Genomic DNA, 17,505 nt, shown 5'->3' on the forward strand with positions numbered 1-17,505 from the left:
GCTGTCGAATGTTTCGATGCCGGAGCCGATCCGGCGATGGGCATGCAATGATCGTACTTCTTACCCGCCGGATCACAGGTCTTATCCTGACCCTGATCGCCGTTTCGTTGCTGATCTTTGCGGTGATGGCCCTGCTGCCGGGCGATCCCGCCGCCATCACGCTCGGCACCTCGGCCTCGCCGGAGACGCTTGCCGCGCTGCGACACGACATGGGCCTCGACCAACCATTGATCGTCCGCTACAGCGAATGGCTTGGCGGCGCGCTGACTGGCGAGCTCGGCAAGTCCTATACTTATGGTGTGCCGGTCGCCGGCCTCATCGTCGAGCGGCTGGCTGTCACATTGCCGCTTGCCATCCTCGCCATTATTCTTTCCATCCTCATCGCCGTGCCGCTCGGCGTGGCGGCCGCCGCCCGGCGCGGCGGCATATTCGATATTATCGCCACGCTGTTTTCGCAGATGAGCATCGCCGTGCCCGGCTTTTGGGTGGGCCTGCTGTTGATCCTGCTGTTTTCCACCTCGCTCGGCTTAATGCCGGCGGGAGGATTTCCCGGTTGGAGCGATGGCCTGGGACCGGCACTCCGGGCGCTGATCCTGCCGGCGGTGGCATTGGCTCTGCCGCAGGCAGGTGTGCTGACACGGGTCACTCGTTCGGCCGTGCTCGACACGCTGCATGAGGATTTCGCCCGCACGGCGGTCGCCAAGGGCCTGTCAAGCGGTGCCGTTCTCTGGGGCCATATCGTGCCGAACGCCCTGGTGCCGATACTGACCATCCTCGGCCTGCAATTCACCTTCCTTGTCGCTGGTGCCGTGCTGATCGAGAACGTCTTCAACCTGCCGGGTCTCGGACGGCTCGCCTTGCAAGCGCTCAACCAGCGCGACATCGTCGTCATGCAGGATGTCGTGCTGTTCTTTGCTTCCCTCGTCATCATCATGAATTTCCTGGTCGATCTCTCGTTTCTGGTCATCGACCCCAGACTTCGCAGCGGAGGCGCGCGATGATTACGGTCGAAACCGTCGCCCCCGCTCCTCCCCGCCGCTCCCGGTTCCGCGCCCTGCGCCGCGCCAATCTGATCGTCGGCGCCATCATCATTCTTTCGCTCGTCGGCGTCGCGATCCTGTCCCTCTTCTGGACGCCGGTGCCGCCGGCGAAGCTGCAAATCATCCATAAACTGCAGCCTCCTTTCGGCTTCGGCCTTCTCGGCACCGACCAGCTCGGCCGCGACGTGCTGTCGATGCTGATGGTCGGTTGCTGGAATTCGCTGTCGATCTCGGTGTCAGCGGTCGCGATCGGCGGCACGATCGGGACGGTGATCGGCATCGCCGCTGCCGCTCAGCGCGGATTGTTCGAAGCGCTCGTGATGCGCGCCTGCGACGTGATCTTCGCATTGCCGCCAATTCTCTCGGCCATGATCCTCGGCGCGTTTCTTGGTGCCGGACGCTTTACCGCCATCATCGCCATTGCCGTCTTCATGGTTCCGGTCTTTGCCCGCGTGGCGCTTAGTTCGGCGCTGCAGGCCTGGAGCAGGGATTATGTGCTGGCGGCGCGCGCCCTCGGCAATACGCGCCTATCGATCACCATGCGGCATGTGCTGCCGAACATTATGGGCATCATCATCGTCCAGGCGAGCATCCAGCTCGGCCTGGCGATACTGACCGAAGCCGGCTTGAGCTTCCTCGGCCTCGGCGTGCCGCCGCCGGCGCCGACCTGGGGGCGGATGCTGGCGGAAGCGCAGACCTATCTTGGACAAGCGCCCTGGCTCGCCATCCTGCCGGGCCTGGCGATTGCACTCTGCGTCCTCGGCTTCAACCTGCTTGGCGACGGCCTGCGTGATCTTCTCGATCCACGCGCGGTACGCCGCTAAAGCAATTCCAGGAAAAGTGCGAAGCGGTTTTCCGTCCGGAATGCGTAAAAACAAAAGGATAGAGCGGGAAAGCGATTCCGTTAAACGCTGAACCGCTCTAACTTCGACATACGAAGAGAATGGACCATGACCGAAGCGACCGATCTTTCCATCCGCCAACTCCTTCGGAAATTTTCCGAAAAGAGCCTTTCGCCGAGCGAATATTGGCTGGCGCTGGAGAAACATATCGAGGCGTGGGAGCCGACGATCGCTGCGCTCTACGCCTATGACCCGGAAGCAGCGCGCCGACAGGCCGCCGCCTCCACCGAACGCTGGGCAAAAGGTGCGCCGCTCGGAGCACTGGACGGCATTCCGGTGACCCTCAAGGAGCTGATCGCCACCAAGGGCCAGCCGGTGCCGCTCGGCACGGCCGCCGTCGAACTCATTCCCGCCGCGGAGGATGCACCGGTCGCGGCCCGCCTGCGCGAGGATGGCGCGGTGATCTTCGCCAAGACCACCTGCCCGGACTACGGCATGCTGTCCTCCGGTCTTTCCAGCTTCCACAAACTCAGCCGCAATCCCTGGGATCCGACCCAGAATCCTGGTGGGTCCAGTGCCGGCGCCTCGGCTGCGGCGGCTGCCGGCTACGGGCCGCTGCATATCGGAACGGATATCGGCGGCTCGGTGCGCCTGCCGGCAGGCTGGACCGGCATTTTCGGCTTCAAGCCAAGCCATGGCCGCATTCCGGTCGATCCCTATTATGTCGGCCGCTGCGCCGGGCCAATGGCCCGCACGGTCGAGGACGCCGCCTTTTCCATGGCCACGCTCTCGCGGCCCGATTGGCGCGATGGCACCAGCCTGCCGCCGAACGATATCGACTGGATGGATCTCGATATCGATGTGCGGGGGCTGAAGATCGGCCTGATGCTCGATGCCGGCTGTGGCCTGCCCGCCGATGCCGAGGTGCGCGATGCGGTCCTTGCCGCCGCCAAGCGCTTCGAAGAAGCGGGGGCTACGATCATCCACGTCGCGCCGGTGCTGACAAAGCAGATGCTGGATGGGCTAGATGTCTTCTGGCGAGCGCGTTTCTGGAGCGATATCATGGGATTGAGCGAGGAGCGCCGCGACCTGATCCTGCCCTATATCTACACATGGGCGAAGGGCGGTGCCGATATCAGCGGTGTCGAAGCGGTGCGCGGTTTCAACCAGACGATCGAGATGCGCAGAAGTTGCGGCAAGCTGTTTACCGAGGTCGATGCGCTGCTATCGCCCACCAACCCGATTGTCTCCTATCCGGCCGATTGGGCCTCCCCCACCAACGATCCGGCCCTGCCCTTCGAGCACATCGTCTTTACCGTTCCCTGGAACATGTCGGAGCAGCCGGCCTCATCGATCAATTGCGGCTTCTCCCGCTCCGGCATGCCGATCGGACTGCAAATCGTCGGTCCGCGTTTTGGCGACATGCTGGTGCTGAAACTCTCGAAGGCGTTCGAAACCTGGACCGGCGGGGTCACGAACTGGCCGAAGCCACCTGCTCCCTGACCGGCGCGTACCGCGCGACCTCTCCCCGCTGGGGCAAGGGTGAAGGCCTACAGCCGGGCCGCACCTTTCTCCTCGACATCGGCGCCAAGCTGCCGCAAGGCCTTTTCGATGACACGCAGGTCATCCTGCAGGCCGTCATCTATACTCATCATGCTGGCGCTGCCGGCGCGCTGGATGCCGCGAGTTTCGCTCCGCAGCTCACGCAGCCGATCGATCTTGCGACTGCGCCTCAGATGGCTGTCGTGGAGGATATCCCTGATCACCTGTTCCATGGCCGTGATCGGCATGATGCTTCTCCTCTCGAACAAGAAGGTGTTCAATCGAGGAAATAACGGTTTAGATTCAGACCGGTTCCGACCGGCTCTCAGCCCTGCAGGCGGCGGTAGCCTGTCGGTTGCTCATAGAGCCAGCCGATGCGCTCGACGGCGGCGGCAAAATCTTCGCGTGCCGTGGTCATCGTATGGCCGTTGGCATGCACGATGGTTTTCTCGTCTTCCATGATGGCCACATGGCCCTTCCAGAAGACGAAATCGCCGCGGCGCAATTCCTCACGCGTGATCGGCTCGCCGAGGCCGGCCGCCTGCATATCCGCATCGCGCGGCGCGTCGCGGCCCGTCATCAGCAATGCGAGCTGCACGAGGCCGGAGCAATCGATACCGAGACCGGACCGGCCGCCCCAGAGATAGGGGGTTTCCAGGAAGCGCAAGGCGACATCGACATAGTCGCCGCCATCATTGTAACCGATCGGCTGGACATGCTTGGCGAAGATGGCCGCGCCACCTTCGAGGACGACATAATGGTTCCCCCGCGTCTCGGCCGTGCCGGTGACGCGCACGCGGCTGCCCATGGAGAGGATATCCGTGTGGGGTTTGCGCAGTTCCGGCTCGGGATAGAGAAACGTCCGCTGCGTCACGACGACATGCGTGGGTGCGGCCTGTTCCGTCAGGATCGCTTTTTCGGGAAGATAGCCGACATAGCCGTCCGACACCGCTTTCACCCAGCACCAGCCATCCTTGCGCTCGAAGACATCGACCTCCTCGCCGAACAAGAGCTCGGTGTCGATGCCGCGCGCCAGATCCGGCTGCGGGCGAAGGGCAACGACGGGAGCGACGACCTGCGCCCTGGTGCCCTCGACAAAACGGCCGGCCTCGACCTTGCCCCGAAGGGAGGCTTCGGCAAGATCGGGCCGAAAGGCATTGAGACGGCGGTCGAGCATCATGAACATGGTCCTCTAGAGCAATTCCAGGAAAAGTGCGTAGCGGTTTTTCCGTCCGGAATTGCGTGAAAACAAAGAGATAGAGCAGTTCAGCGATTCCGTGAAGCGCTGAACTGCTCTAGACGGATAGTTTGCGGCCTTGCTCGATGACGAGATCACCGAGCTTTTCCAGATAGAGCGCGCCTGCGACAGTGCGCTTGATGATGACGTTGCGGCGATCACGCTCGTCGCGGACGCGGTCGACCAGCCCCATCTCGCCCATGGTGTCGAGCGCACGGGTGATGACCGGCTTGGTAACGCCGAGCGTTGCGGCGAGCCCTCGCACCGTATGCGGTGGCGGCACGAGGTAGATCTGCAGGAGGATCGCCATCTGCCGAAGCGTCAAGTCATGACCCTCGCGACGCACCTGCTCGAGCGCCACGCCTTGCCAGAGGCCGAGAGCCTGCGAGGCAGAGAGTTCAAGCGGCAAAGGCAACCTCGAAGATCGTTACGCTACCGTTTCAGTCTCGGCCAAGATCATGGCGGTTTCAAGGGGAATTCGCCAACCCTTCTCCCCGCAATGCGGGGAGAAGGGTTGCAGCACATTCGGGCCGCCAGCGGCCACCTCATGGTGAGGTGCGAAGGTCCAAAGGACCGTAGCCCCGAACCATGAGGGCGGGTGAGAGGCAGTACTTCGGCCCTATCGCACGCTCTGGCGGATATAGTGATACAGCGCCCGGATGGCCTGCGCCTCGCCGCCACCCGGCGAGTGAGGACGTTCGCTCTGTGCCCAGCCGAAGATATCGAAATGCGCCCAGCTCGGCGTTTTCGTCACGAAACGCTTGAGGAACAAAGCGGCGGTGATCGAGCCGGCCATGCCGCCGGAGGGGGCATTGGTGATGTCGGCGAATTTGGCGCGGATATCCTTGTCGTAGCCCATGTAAAGCGGCATGCGCCACAACGGGTCGTCCGTCTCCAGGCTGGCTTCGGTGAGATCGTTGGCAAGATCGTTGTCATCGGTGAAGAAGGGCGGCAGGTCCGGGCCGAGTGCGACACGGGCAGCGCCCGTCAATGTCGCCATGTCGATCAGCAAATCGGGCGCTTCTTCGTCTGCATAGGAGAGCGCATCGGCGAGGATCAGCCGTCCCTCGGCATCGGTATTGTCGATCTGCACGGTCAGGCCCTTGCGGCTCTTGTAGATGTCGCCGGGACGGAAGGCATTGGACGAAATCGAGTTTTCGACGACCGGAATAATGACGCGCAGATCGACCTTCAGCTTGGCGTCCATGATCATCAGCGCCAGGCCCATGACATTGGCGGCACCGCCCATATCCTTCTTCATCAGCAGCATGGAGGATGCCGGCTTGATGTCTAGGCCGCCGGTGTCGAAGCAGACACCCTTGCCGACCAGCGTGATGCGGCGATGACCCTTCTTGCCCCAGCGCAGTTCCAGAAGGCGCGGCGCATCGGCGCTGGCGCGGCCGACCGTGTGCACCAACGGGAAATTCTGCTTCAGGAGATCGTCGCCGATAATGACGGACACCTCCGCCTTGTAGTGCTCGGCGAGCGCCCGGAAGGCGGCTTCGAGCTGTTCCGGTCCCATGTCGTTGGTCGGGGTGTTGATGAGGTCGCGGGCGAGGAAGACGCCGGCGAGCTGGCGCTTGATATCGGTGGCGTCCGCATCGCGCGGAATCATCAGCGTCGGCGGGTTGGCTTTTTCCGATTTGTAGCGCTCGAACCGGTAGCTGCCGAGGCCGAAGCCGAGCGAAAGCCGGTTTGCCGTGAGCGGCGCGGTCTCGATATGCCAATCACCCGCCGGCAGGCTACGCGCCAACCTGCCCGTCAGGAAGGGTTGTTCCGAGGGGTTGGAGCCAAGGCCGAACAGAGCGCCGCCGAGATGGCCTTCTTCGGTCGGAATCAATAGCAGCGAGCCGCTATCGGCCTTGTAGCCGGCCTTGCTCGCCCAATCGAGGGCGATGGGATCGATGGTGCCAGTCTCGATATGTGCCGGAGTGACGGCAAAAATCGGCAGCGTCGCGCCACCCTTCGAGTTGAAGGGGCTCGCGCGCTCGATGTACTGATAGGGGGCCATAACTATCCTTTGGCAATGATTTCCGGGAATCGCGGGTTAACTCTCTGTTAGGGTTAACAGATTATTGCTGGAGCGAACATTGCGTCAAACCTTTCCCTGTTCCGATTTGAGGCCAGGCGCAGGACTCAGGCATTTCGGGATAGGCGCCATGGCCACTTCGTCAACCACGTCGACATTCAAGACCTTCCTGCTCCACGGTGCGTCAGCGGCACTTATGGCGCTTGTACTCGCCGGCTGCTCGACGACCGGAAAAGACAAGATGACGACCGGCTCGATCCCGACAATGTCAAAGCCGGTCGACGAGATGAACGGCGCGGACCTCGCGCAGGCGACCCTTACCCTCGGCAAAGCCTATGAGGCCAATCCGAAAGACCGCGATACCGGCGTCAACTACGCCAATGCGCTGCGCATGAGCGGGCGCAACGATCAGGCGCTGGCGGTCATGCAGCAGGTGGCGATCGCCCATCCCGACGATCGCGGCGTACTGGCTGCCTACGGCAAGGCTCAGGCCGCTGCCGGGCAGCTCCAGGATGCGCTTGCGACCATCGATCGCGCGCAGACCCCGGACCGCCCGGACTGGCGGCTGGTTTCGGCCGAAGGCGCGATCCTCGATCAGCTCGGCCGCTCGACCGAGGCGCGCGGCAAATATCGCGATGCACTCGTGCTGCAGCCGAATGAGCCGACAATCCTTTCCAATCTCGGCATGTCCTATGTGCTGACCGGCGATCTGAAGTCCGCCGAGACCTATCTTCGCTCCGCCGCCGCTCAGCCGACAGCCGACAGCCGCGTGCGCCAGAATCTGGCTCTCGTGGTTGGGTTGCAGGGCCGCTTCCCCGAAGCCGAAAAGATCGCCCGCCAGGAACTGACGCCACAGCAGGCGAACGCCAATGTCGCCTATCTGCGCTCCATGCTGGCGCAGCAGAATTCCTGGCAAAAACTCGCCGCCGGCGATGGCGGCAAGAAAGCGGTTAACTAGAGCGGTTTCAGCGCCAGATATGCCGCGGCAGGCCTTCCGCCACCAGCCGGACGCCAAGCGCTCCCATGACGGCACCCGCGATCCTGTCGATCCAAAGCTTGGCGCCGAGATAGAGCGCGCGCGGACGGTTTGACGAAAAGGCGAGTGTCACAACCGTATACCAACCCACCTCGACGGCGAAGACCGCCAGTGGCACGGCGAGCATCAGCCCGGGAGCGGGTTCGGCCGGAAGAAGTGCTGCAAAAATGCTGCCGTAGAAAATGGCCGTCTTCGGGTTGCTGAGCTGCGTCCCCAGCGCAAACCAGAAATTACGCCCGACGCTCCCGCCGATCGGCGTGGCTGGAGCGTCGATAGAAAGGTCGTGGGCGGCGTTCCGCCAAATGCGGATGCCAATGTAGATCAGATACAGGCCACCGGCGACCTTCAGGGCAAGATAGAGCCATTCGACCTGCATCAGCAGCGCGTTCAAACCGAACAGGGTCAAAGTCGCGAAGGTGACGCTGCCGGCACCCATTCCGAGCGCGGCGGCAAGGCCAGCCCTGCGCGAGCGGGAAACGGCGATGCGGGAAACGAGAACGAAACTCGGACCAGGGCTGACCGCCCCGATGAAAACGGCGGCGATGATGCTGAAAAAGATAGCTATGGATGACATGAAAATCCTCCCGATACGATCGGCCTCGGGGCGGACGGCGCCATCTTCGCGCCGGTATCATCCGCCTCACATTGCCGATGACGCAGGATTGGAAATTAATCACGTCCGGCACCGGCGGCAAGTTTTGTATGTCAGAATTTGTCCATCACCTGGATAGCCGCCGGGCCAAGGATAACGGCCATGAGAACGGGCAGGAAGAAGACGATCATCGGCACCGTCAGCTTCGGCGGCAGGGCGGCGGCCTTCTTTTCCGCCTCGTTCATGCGTTCGTCGCGGCCTTCCTGCGCCAGCACGCGCAGCGCCTGCGAGATGGGCGTGCCATAGCGCTCGGCCTGGATCAGAGCCTGCGTCACCGATTTGACGATTTCGATCTGTGTGCGGCTGGCGAGATTGTCGAAAGCGGTACGGCGATCCTGCAGGAACGAGAGTTCCGCCGTGGTCAACACCATTTCTTCGGCGAGCGGCGGCGATTGCTCCGCCATTTCTTCGGAGACGCGGCGCATGCCGGCTTCGATGGAAATGCCCGATTCCACGCAGATCAGCATGAGATCGAGCGCATCCGGCCAGGCGCGCTTGATCGATTTCTGCCGTTTGGTCATGCGATTGGAAATATAGATGTTCGGGGCGTAAAAGCCGAGATAGGCGGTGCCGATAACGCCGAGAAGGCGGATCGCGAAGGGCTTGGCGGCGAAGTAGCCAAGGACGAAAACGAAAATGACGGCAACCATCAAGAACAGGAAGGGCAGCAGAAAACGCGCCACCAGGAACATGTTCAGCGCATTTTCCGAACGCAGACCGGCCGCTCGCAACCGATTGACCGTGTTGGTATCGACCAAAGCGGTGCGGAGATTGAAGCGCTCGACGATCTGGCGGACATTCTGGTTGTTCTGGCTGCGTAGCGACGCCTTGCCGCCATCGGCGGTCAAGCGGGCGCGTTCCCGGGCGCGGATCTGTTCTCGCTCGGTGGAAACGGCTTTCATGCGTTTGTTGAGATCGCCGCGCTCCAGGAAGGGCACCGCGATCGTGTAGAAGGTGGCGAAGACGGCGATCGCCACGAAAACGGCGAGTACCGTGCTGGGATCGGTCAATCTACTGGCGAAATCGGAGGACATGGCTCGGCGTCTCCTTCGGTCAAATCTCGAAATTGACCATGTTGCGCATGATGTAGATGCCGACCGACATCCAGATGCCGGCGGCGCCCAGGATCAAATGGCCGCGCGGATCTGTGAAAAGGATCAACATGTATTGCGGCGAGGTCAGATAGACGAGCGTCGCGACGATGAAGGGCAGCGAGCCAATGATGACGGCCGAGGCTTTGGCTTCCATCGACAGCGCGGTGACCTTCGCCTTCATCTTCTTGCGCTCGCGCAGCACGCGCGCGAGGTTGCCCAGCGCTTCGGAGAGGTTGCCGCCGGCCTGCGCCTGGATGGCGATGACGATCGTGAAAAAGTTCACCTCCTGCAGCGGCATGTGGTTGGTCATGCGCGCGCAGGCATCGGTCATGCTCAGGCCGACCTGCTGGGCTTCGACGACGCGGCGGAACTCGGTTTTCACCGGCTCGCGCGCCTCGCCCGCCACCAGCCGCACGGCGTCATTGAGCGGCAGGCCCGAGCGGATCGAGCGGGTGATGAGGTCGAGCGCGTTGGGGAATTCATCGAGGAACTTGTTCTGCCGGCGCTTGATGAGGAAACCGATGACCCAACGTGGCAGGCCGAAGGCGGCGGCGAAGGGAAGGCCGACCAAGACGGCGACCGGTGCGCCGAGCAGGAAGACGACAAGCATGATGAAGAAGCCGAACAGGACGCTGAAGAGATAGAAACGCGCCGGCGTTAGCGACAGGCCGGCTTGCCCGAGGCGTACTTTCAGCGACTGCTTCTTCTTGGTGTTCTCCAACTGGCGCTTTTCGAGATCCTTCAGCGAATCCTGCACCGATTTGCGCCGTTTCGACATTTCCTGCACGCGGTCGCGCGCCGCCTTGACCTGCATACGGTCGGTCTCGGCCGATTTGATGCGGTTGACGCGGCTGTCGGCCTTTTTCTGCCTCTCGATCCGGGAATAGAGGATGCTGTAACAGACAGCCGCCGCGGAGACGGCTGCGAGCACCACAATCAGAAGCACTACCGGATCGACACCGAACATCGGGAAAGTCCTATTTCGACTTGTTTTCCATTTCGTCGAGGGCAGCAGCCAGGCGCTTTTCCTCGTTGTAGTAGCGGGCGCGGTCCCAGAAATTCGGCTTGCCGATGCCGGTCGACATATGCCGCCCGATGATACGGCCGTTCGCATCTTCGCCTTCGATCTCGTAGCGCATCAGGTCCTGCGTGATGATCACATCGCCTTCCATGCCGATCACCTCGGTGATCTGGGTGATGCGGCGCGAACCGTCGCGCAAGCGGGCGGCCTGGATGACCACGTCCACGGATGTGGAAATGATCTCGCGCACCGTCTTCGCCGGCAGGCTGAAGCCGCCCATCGCGATCATCGATTCCATACGGCTCAGGCATTCGCGCGGCGTGTTGGCGTGGATCGTGCCCATCGACCCGTCGTGGCCGGTGTTCATCGCCTGCAACAGGTCGAAGACTTCCGGTCCGCGCACTTCGCCGACGATGATGCGTTCAGGACGCATGCGCAGGCAGTTCTTAACGAGATCGCGCATGGTGATCTCGCCTTCGCCTTCGATGTTCGGCGGGCGGGTTTCGAGGCGGACGACGTGCGGCTGCTGCAGTTGCAGTTCGGCCGTATCCTCGCAGGTGATGACGCGCTCGTCGCGGTCGATATAGTTGGTAAGGCAGTTCAAAAGCGTCGTCTTGCCCGAGCCGGTACCGCCGGAAATGACGACATTGCAACGAACGCGGCCGATGATCTGCAGCAGCGTGGCTCCTTCCGGCGTGATAGCGCCGAAGCGGACGAGCTGGTCGAGCGTCAGCTTGTCCTTCTTGAATTTACGGATGGTGAGCGCGGGGCCGTCGATCGACAGCGGCGGTGCGATGACGTTGACGCGCGATCCGTCCGGCAGGCGGGCGTCGCAGATCGGACTCGATTCATCGACGCGGCGGCCGACCTGGCTGACGATACGCTGGCAGATGGAAAGGAGCTGTGCATTGTCGCGGAAGCGGACTTCCGATTCCACCGTCTTGCCGCCGACTTCGATGAAGGTCTGGCCGGCACCATTGACCATAATGTCGGCGATATCGTCGCGGGCAAGCAGCGGTTCGAGCGGACCGTAGCCGAGCACGTCATTGCAGATGTCCTCGAGCAGTTCCTCCTGCTCGGAGATCGACATCGCGAAATTCTTGATGGTGATGATGTCGTTGACGATGTCGCGAATTTCTTCGCGCGCAGCCTCGGCATCGAGCTTGGAGAGTTGCGACAGGTCGATCGTATCGATCAGAGCGGAAAAGACCTGCGACTTAGTGTCGTAATATTCTTCGGTGCGCGCCGGCCGGCGGCGTGTCGGCGTCTGCATCGACGGCGGCGCCACCTGCTGGCGCGGTTGTGACCCCTCGCGCGCCGGCTCGACCAGCACTGTCGATGCCGCAGGCGCAGTAGCGGACGGCGCACGGGGCGGCGACGGCGGAGGCGTCACGCCACCGCTCTTTGCAGGACCTTCATTTCCGCGTCTGCCAAACATGCCGTCGATCCAATTCTACGCTAGAGCATGATCTCAAAAACACGAACCGGCCTTCGAACAAGATCATGCGACATCAAACAATTACTTCCGCTTCAGAAGGCCGAGCAGGCCGCCCTTCTTTGTCTTCTTCAGGGCAACGCGCCCGGTAACGATGTGCGATATCTGCGAGAAGGTCTCGGCGACCGGTGATTTCGGGTCGGTCTCCGAAATCATGCGGCCGCTGTTGGCGGCGTTGCCAAACAAGTTGATATCGAAGGGAATGATGGCGATCGGGTCGGTCTCCAACGGCTCGCAGAATTCCGAAGGACCGATTTCCGGGCGCTTCGGCATACCGACCTGATTGAGGATGAGATGTGGCGCCTTGTCGTTGGGGCGCAGCTTGCGCAGCGCATCCAACATGTTCTTGGCGTTGCGCAGATTGGCAAGGTCGGGCGCCGCGCAAATGACGACTTCGTCGACGGCCGAAAGCACCGAGCGCGTCCATTCCGTCCATAGATGCGGCACGTCGAGCACGCTCACCGGCGCGCTGCGCTGCAGGACGTCGAGCACGGGCTGAAAGGCCTGGCCGTCGAAATCATAGGCGCGATCGAGCATAGAGGGGGCAGCGAGCAGCGACAGGTGCTGCGAACATTTGGTCAGCAGGCGATCGAGGAAAACCTCGTCAAGACGCTCCGGCGCATAGACGGCCTCGGCGATGCCCTGGGCCGGGTCCTGATCGAAATCGATATTGGCGGTGCCGTAGGGCAGATCGAGATCGGCGAGAATGGTCTCGGTCGAGAACAGGTTGGAGATGCCGAAAGCGCAATTATGCGCGATGGTGGATGCCCCTACCCCACCCTTGGCGCCGATAAAGGCGACGCTGCGGCCAAGCGGCTCGGCATCGGGATCGACGAAGATCGCCGTCATCGCCGCCATGACGTCGGCCATGGCAACCGGCTGAACCATATATTCGGAAATACCGTTGCGTATGAGTTCGCGATAGAGGCCGATATCATTGTGATGACCGACGATCACCACCTTGGTGCTGGGATCGCAGACGGCAGCCAGCGGCGCAAGCTCCGCCAGCAGATTGCCCGGATTGGCCCGGGTTTCCAGGATGATCAGATTGGGCGTCGGCGTCGAGGCGAACATGTTCGCCGCCGCTGCGGTACTGCCGCTGGTGATCCTGAGGCTGACCTTGGACATGCGCCGATCATTGGCGCATCGGTCCATCACCTGCTGCAACTGCTCGCTTTCGCAGAAGGCGTGTACCGAGATGCGCGGCAGCGGTCGCATGTTCTCGAGATCGCCCGTGCGGGGCGCATCATCGTCCTCCATCTCGGGCTTTCTGATATCGTAATTGATAGCGCTCATGATTCTATCCTGTTCCGCCGGCCGATTATCCTCATGCTCACGAGCCGAAGCCGCTGATCGTGGCCGTGCTCGTCGGGACGTTGCCGCTGCGGTAATTGTCGATCACCTTGCTGCGTTGGTCGGTATCGATCGGCGACATGGCGCGCGGCGCGACGAGGTCGGTCGGGTTTGCCACTTGCGCTGCGAGGTTGTTCTGGGTCGCGCAGCCGAAATTGTAGTAGTTCTGATTGTCGAAGGCGTTATCGGACAGATCTTCCGGCCATTGGCCGCAGGAATTGGTGGTCGCCGTCGTTGCCATGAAACTAAGGCGGATCGGCGCGGCATCACCGGGGCCGCCGGATTGATAATAATTGTCGACGATACGCGCTGACGGAATGCCGCTTGCGACAAGTTCTTGCCGGATCTGCCGGCGAAGCGCGGAAACCCCAGGCGAGTTGGCCGAACTGCCGGGCGCCAGGATTTCGACAGTGCCGGAAGCGTGAGCCTTATAATCCTGCACGAAACCGCGAACCGTGTCGCGGGCGCCGGTCGTAATACGGCGATCGCCGGCAATGACGGGGATGTCGACGTGATGTTCCTTTTCGGTCAGCACGATAGGATGACGCTGACGATAGTCATCGGAAAGGGCGCTGGTCGTCATGCGATCCGGCGATCCCGCACATCCGCTGACAGCCGCAGCCATCATGATCAGAGCCAGGGCTGAAAATCGCGGCCTGGCGATACGGGGCGCATTGCGATCGAGGCTGGCCATCTTTTGGTCTCTCGTTGTTCCGGTTGAAAAGGGGTGCGTCATTGTCCGTCTCCCCTCACTTGTAGATAAAGCCGACCGTGCCGTGGAAATCGGCATCCGCAACCGGCGGCCCGTCCTTATGCCCGTAGATCTTGTTCACACGGTTCATGAAGAAGGCCGAGACATCGTTGCTCGGTGAAAAATTGTCGTCAGGGCGAGCGAGTTGAGCCCGCGCCACCGGCCGCACCAGATAGGGTGTCGCGATGATCACCAGTTCGCTTTCGTCGCGTTCAAAGCTCTTTTGGCGGAAGAGTGCGCCGAGGATCGGGATCTTCGAGGCGCCCGGCGTGCCGTTGGTGGTCTGCTGGACGCTGTCACTGAGGAGGCCCGCCAGCGCAATGGAGCCGCCGGAGGGCAATTCGACCGAGGTATCGGCCGCACGCTGGTTATACGTCGCGGTTCCCGATGTGCCGACCGGGTTGGACACCTCAGTCTGGATATGCAAGCTGATGCGCCCTGCAGAGAGAACCACAGGTGTGAAGGCCAAGCTTACGCCGTAGGTAAAGGGCGTAATCGTGACGTTGCCGTCGCTATCGGTCGTGGAGTAGAGCTGCTGACCGCCGGAATTGAAGGTCGCGGCCTGACCGGAGATTGCCGTCAATGTTGGTTCCGCCAATGTACGTACCGCGCCGGCCTGCTCCATGGCACTGAGATAGGTGCTGATATTGTATTTGCCGATCGCGCTCTTGAATAGGGCGGCGATACCGCCACCGCCCGCGGCCGCGGTCGTGTCACTGGTGATACTGCCGAGTTGAGCGACAGTCAGGCCTGAGGAATTGCTGACGAGATTGTCGAAGCCGATTTGCTTCAGCACGCTGCGCTTGATCTCGGCGACGGTGACCTTCAGCGTCACCTGATCCTCGCCCTCGATCTGCAGAAGGTTGACGATCTGTGACGTCTGGCGTGCTTCGGCAAAGAGGGCGACGGAATTGTCGCCGCCGCTAGCGCTTGCGGTTTCATTGCGCGTCGTCGCCTCGCCGCCCTTGAGGAAAGCCTCGGCAAGCTGTTCGGCGCGCGTCGAATCCTGCGGCGTACGCACCGTACCGGTCATGACAATGTTGTCGGAGACGATCTCGACATTAATGTCGGAGTCCGGAATGAAGCGCTTGATATTGGACTGAAGGCTGGAAATATCGCGCTCGATCTGGAGGTCGAGGCTGACGATCTCCTTCCCGTCGGCACCGAAGACGAAGATATTGGTCTGGCCGACCGTCTTGCCGAAGAGATAGATGCGGCGCGAGGTACGCGTCACGGCATCGGCCATCTTCGGATCGGAAACGAGAATATCATGGGCGTCTGCCGGCAAATCGACCACCAGCGCCTTGTTGAGGCCGAGCTTCAGCGTGCGCTTGGTGCCGAGGCCTGCAATGGTAACGATGCTGTCGGAACCGTCGGCCTTGGCCGTCGACATGCGCAGAAAGGCCGGCGCTGCGGCGAAAGGCAGGCCGGAGAAAGCGACCGAAAAGGAGAGAGCCGCAATCGAGAGGAGGTGGATCGGTTTGCTGGTCTTGAACATGGTCCCGCCCCTTCTCATGGCGTCTTGGCTGCGGCTGTGCCGTTGGCGATGATCGAGCCTGATTTGATAACTTGGACGACGGCACCGCCGTTATCTCCGCTCAGCAGGTAATCGGCGGCGATCGTATCCGGCTGCTGCGCGTCGGCGACGGAGCGCAGCGCCAGCGTCAGCCGGTCGGCCATCTGCTGGGCGACCGCAAGCACCTTGGTCTGATCCGGCGTCAGCTCAAGCGTTGCGGTCGTGCCAACCACGGACTTGCTGCCATCCTGCTTTTCCTCGACCTGCTGATCGACGGCGAGCACGCGGACATTGCTGAGCACCGTCTCGGTTACGAATTTCTGGGTATCGCCCTTGCGCACCATGATCACGTCGACCCGGTCATTGGGGAGAATGAAGCCGCCGGCACCGGTGGCGACGGAAATCTCGGTGGCGACCGCACGTTTGCCGGAGGGCAGCAGCGAGGAGAGAATGTGGCTGTTGGAATCGGCGACCTTCTCTTCGCGGATCGGTTCGCCTTCAAAGATCGGCAGACGCACGACTGCGCCGTTCAGGTCTTTCAGGGCATCGGGGCGCTCGGATTCGGTAATGAAACCCTTGACCAGGCCGCTTTGCGGCCAGGCCATCCAGTGGATCGACTTCTCATTCAGGCGCGAGCCGACCGGAAGATTGGCGTCGGCGACGAGCACATTGGCCGTCGCCTCCTTCTCTATCACCGCTTCGACCTGCGGCACGACGTTGCGCGTGCCGGCCAGACGCATCGCCAGCAATCCGGCAAGCCCTGCCGCGACAACTGCCACCGCGAGTATCATTAAGCGAGCGGGTTTCATGATCATTCCTTGGGGAATACGACTCTTCGCCCCGCAGAATGCTCCGCAATTGGTGTAATTATGGTTAATGGTATATTACATTTACAATCAATTAAGCATAACTATTAAAGGCACGCAGAATATAGCGTTGCGCAATACATCATTAATTCTTAGAAAGATCTAATTTAGATAATATGATATGTCGCCGCCGCGACCATAGGCGACGAGGGAAAAGCCAGGAAGCCGCCGATAGCGATGGCAATGCCATAAGGGATCTTCTTGGCAATCAGCAGCGAGTTCGGCAGTGGCAAGCCCATGGCCATGATGGCGCTCGAATGCGAGCGGATCACGAGGATAAAAAGCGTCACCGCGCCGCCGATGAGGGCAACATAGACGAGGAAGGCGAGAAGCGACGGATCGTAGCCAAACCAGAGTGCGGACACCGCCAGCAGCTTGGCGTCGCCACCGCCCATCACGTTGAGGGCAAAAAGCGCGAAGCAGACGCTGAACACGATGGCCGCGCCGGCAAAATGCATGCCGATGTCAGGCCATGTCAGACCGAGCAAGGGCGCAAGCACGATGAAGGAACCGAGCAGGACGAGCGAAACCCGGTTCGGGATCGTCATGGTAAACAAGTCGGAAAAGGCCGCGACCGCCAGGCAGAGCGGGAAGATCAGCAATGTTGTAGCTTCAAGCATTTGATATCCCCACTCGAAATATAAATGTCAAAAACCGCCCATAGTACTGAGCGGTTTCCGAACAAAACATGCGACTATGAAAATGGCACGCTTAGTGCAGCGTGGATGCGTTGTTCATCTTCGTCGAGATGTTTGAGAAGACCGTGTTGAGCGTGTTGCCCAGGGTCGTGGCACCAGCGATGATAGCGACGGAGATCAGCGCTGCGATCAGGCCGTATTCAATTGCGGTCGCACCGGATTCGTCTTTCAGGAAACGGGAAAAAAGCTTGGTCATAGGTTCACTCCACTCAGTTTGTTGACAGCACGTCCGCCAACTGTTTGCCGTTGATCGGATGAGCTGAACGGTAGCGGCTGGCCGTTTCCATCGCTTTAAGGAAGTGGGTTAACAGATCGGAAAAACTAAAACGCAAA

The 17,505-nt window shown here is 61.4% G+C and carries 18 protein-coding genes; 4 read left to right on the forward strand and 14 right to left on the reverse strand.

The annotated features are described in order from the left end of the window. Nucleotides 1-47 precede the first annotated feature (47 nt). The 3 genes from PH547_RS18810 to PH547_RS18820 all read left to right on the forward strand — a co-directional run bounded on the left by PH547_RS18810 (nt 48) and on the right by PH547_RS18820 (nt 3,385). Complete coding sequence (locus PH547_RS18810) at nt 48-1,001, forward strand: ABC transporter permease (RefSeq protein WP_285169055.1); 954 nt, start codon at nt 48-50, stop codon at nt 999-1,001. Further along, nucleotides 998-1,864 (forward strand): ABC transporter permease, encoded by an 867-nt coding sequence (locus PH547_RS18815; RefSeq protein WP_285169056.1) that lies wholly within the window; start codon nt 998-1,000, stop codon nt 1,862-1,864. The genes PH547_RS18810 and PH547_RS18815 overlap by 4 nt, the downstream gene beginning before the upstream one ends. 126 nt (nt 1,865-1,990) lie before the next feature. Further along, nucleotides 1,991-3,385, forward strand: coding sequence for an amidase (locus PH547_RS18820; RefSeq protein WP_285169057.1), 1,395 nt, complete (start codon nt 1,991-1,993; stop codon nt 3,383-3,385). 47 nt (nt 3,386-3,432) lie between these two features. On the opposite strand, the gene PH547_RS18825 is transcribed toward PH547_RS18820, so the two are convergent. The 4 genes from PH547_RS18825 to PH547_RS18840 form a co-directional block, all read right to left on the reverse strand. Then, entirely contained in the window at nt 3,433-3,672 is a 240-nt protein-coding gene (locus PH547_RS18825; RefSeq protein WP_283048571.1) for a hypothetical protein, read from the reverse strand. A gap of 77 nt (nt 3,673-3,749) precedes the next feature. Beyond that, nucleotides 3,750-4,604 carry a C40 family peptidase gene (locus PH547_RS18830; protein WP_283048570.1) on the reverse strand — a complete coding sequence of 285 codons (855 nt, stop codon included), beginning with the start codon at nt 4,602-4,604 and terminating at the stop codon, nt 3,750-3,752. Between the two features lie 115 nt (nt 4,605-4,719). Beyond that, a complete protein-coding gene (locus PH547_RS18835; protein ID WP_104821653.1) occupies nt 4,720-5,070 on the reverse strand; it encodes a MarR family transcriptional regulator in 351 nt (116 codons plus the stop codon). Between the two features lie 210 nt (nt 5,071-5,280). Then, nucleotides 5,281-6,672, reverse strand: a complete 1,392-nt coding sequence (locus PH547_RS18840; RefSeq protein WP_260303272.1) for a leucyl aminopeptidase family protein — start codon at nt 6,670-6,672, stop codon at nt 5,281-5,283. A 148-nt stretch (nt 6,673-6,820) separates the two neighbouring features. Between PH547_RS18840 and PH547_RS18845 the strand changes: the two genes are divergently transcribed. Continuing rightward, complete coding sequence (locus tag PH547_RS18845; RefSeq protein ID WP_104821651.1) at nt 6,821-7,648, forward strand: tetratricopeptide repeat protein; 828 nt, start codon at nt 6,821-6,823, stop codon at nt 7,646-7,648. A gap of 7 nt (nt 7,649-7,655) precedes the next feature. Here the strand turns inward: PH547_RS18845 and PH547_RS18850 are convergent, their stop codons facing one another. The 10 genes from PH547_RS18850 to PH547_RS18895 all read right to left on the reverse strand — a co-directional run bounded on the left by PH547_RS18850 (nt 7,656) and on the right by PH547_RS18895 (nt 17,368). After that, nucleotides 7,656-8,300 (reverse strand): LysE family translocator, encoded by a 645-nt coding sequence (locus PH547_RS18850; protein WP_104821650.1) that lies wholly within the window; start codon nt 8,298-8,300, stop codon nt 7,656-7,658. A gap of 131 nt (nt 8,301-8,431) precedes the next feature. Next, a complete protein-coding gene (locus tag PH547_RS18855; protein WP_104821649.1) occupies nt 8,432-9,412 on the reverse strand; it encodes a type II secretion system F family protein in 981 nt (326 codons plus the stop codon). Between the two features lie 19 nt (nt 9,413-9,431). Beyond that, nucleotides 9,432-10,439, reverse strand: coding sequence for a type II secretion system F family protein (locus PH547_RS18860; RefSeq protein WP_104821648.1), 1,008 nt, complete (start codon nt 10,437-10,439; stop codon nt 9,432-9,434). Between the two features lie 10 nt (nt 10,440-10,449). Then, the gene (locus PH547_RS18865; RefSeq protein WP_104821647.1) at nt 10,450-11,931 is read right to left on the reverse strand and encodes a TadA family conjugal transfer-associated ATPase; all 1,482 of its coding nucleotides are present in this window, start codon (nt 11,929-11,931) and stop codon (nt 10,450-10,452) included. An 81-nt stretch (nt 11,932-12,012) separates the two neighbouring features. Continuing rightward, on the reverse strand, nt 12,013-13,284 hold the full coding sequence (locus PH547_RS18870; protein ID WP_285169059.1) for a CpaE/TadZ family protein: 1,272 nt from the start codon (nt 13,282-13,284) through the stop codon (nt 12,013-12,015). Between the two features lie 37 nt (nt 13,285-13,321). Beyond that, nucleotides 13,322-14,035, reverse strand: a complete 714-nt coding sequence (locus tag PH547_RS18875) for a CpaD family pilus assembly protein (RefSeq protein ID WP_104821645.1) — start codon at nt 14,033-14,035, stop codon at nt 13,322-13,324. A 55-nt stretch (nt 14,036-14,090) separates the two neighbouring features. Further along, nucleotides 14,091-15,590 (reverse strand): type II and III secretion system protein family protein, encoded by a 1,500-nt coding sequence (locus PH547_RS18880; protein ID WP_260303270.1) that lies wholly within the window; start codon nt 15,588-15,590, stop codon nt 14,091-14,093. Nucleotides 15,591-15,604: 14 nt separating this feature from the next. Further along, nucleotides 15,605-16,417 carry a Flp pilus assembly protein CpaB gene (gene cpaB, locus PH547_RS18885; protein WP_104821643.1) on the reverse strand — a complete coding sequence of 271 codons (813 nt, stop codon included), beginning with the start codon at nt 16,415-16,417 and terminating at the stop codon, nt 15,605-15,607. 164 nt (nt 16,418-16,581) lie between these two features. Then, a complete protein-coding gene (locus PH547_RS18890) occupies nt 16,582-17,094 on the reverse strand; it encodes an A24 family peptidase (RefSeq protein WP_285169060.1) in 513 nt (170 codons plus the stop codon). Between the two features lie 91 nt (nt 17,095-17,185). Continuing rightward, nucleotides 17,186-17,368, reverse strand: a complete 183-nt coding sequence (locus PH547_RS18895; RefSeq protein ID WP_285169061.1) for a Flp family type IVb pilin — start codon at nt 17,366-17,368, stop codon at nt 17,186-17,188. Between the last annotated feature and the right edge of the window lie 137 nt (nt 17,369-17,505).

The sequence above is a fragment of the Rhizobium cerradonense genome (genome assembly GCF_030182455.1).
In the GTDB taxonomy this organism is placed as follows: domain Bacteria; phylum Pseudomonadota; class Alphaproteobacteria; order Rhizobiales; family Rhizobiaceae; genus Rhizobium.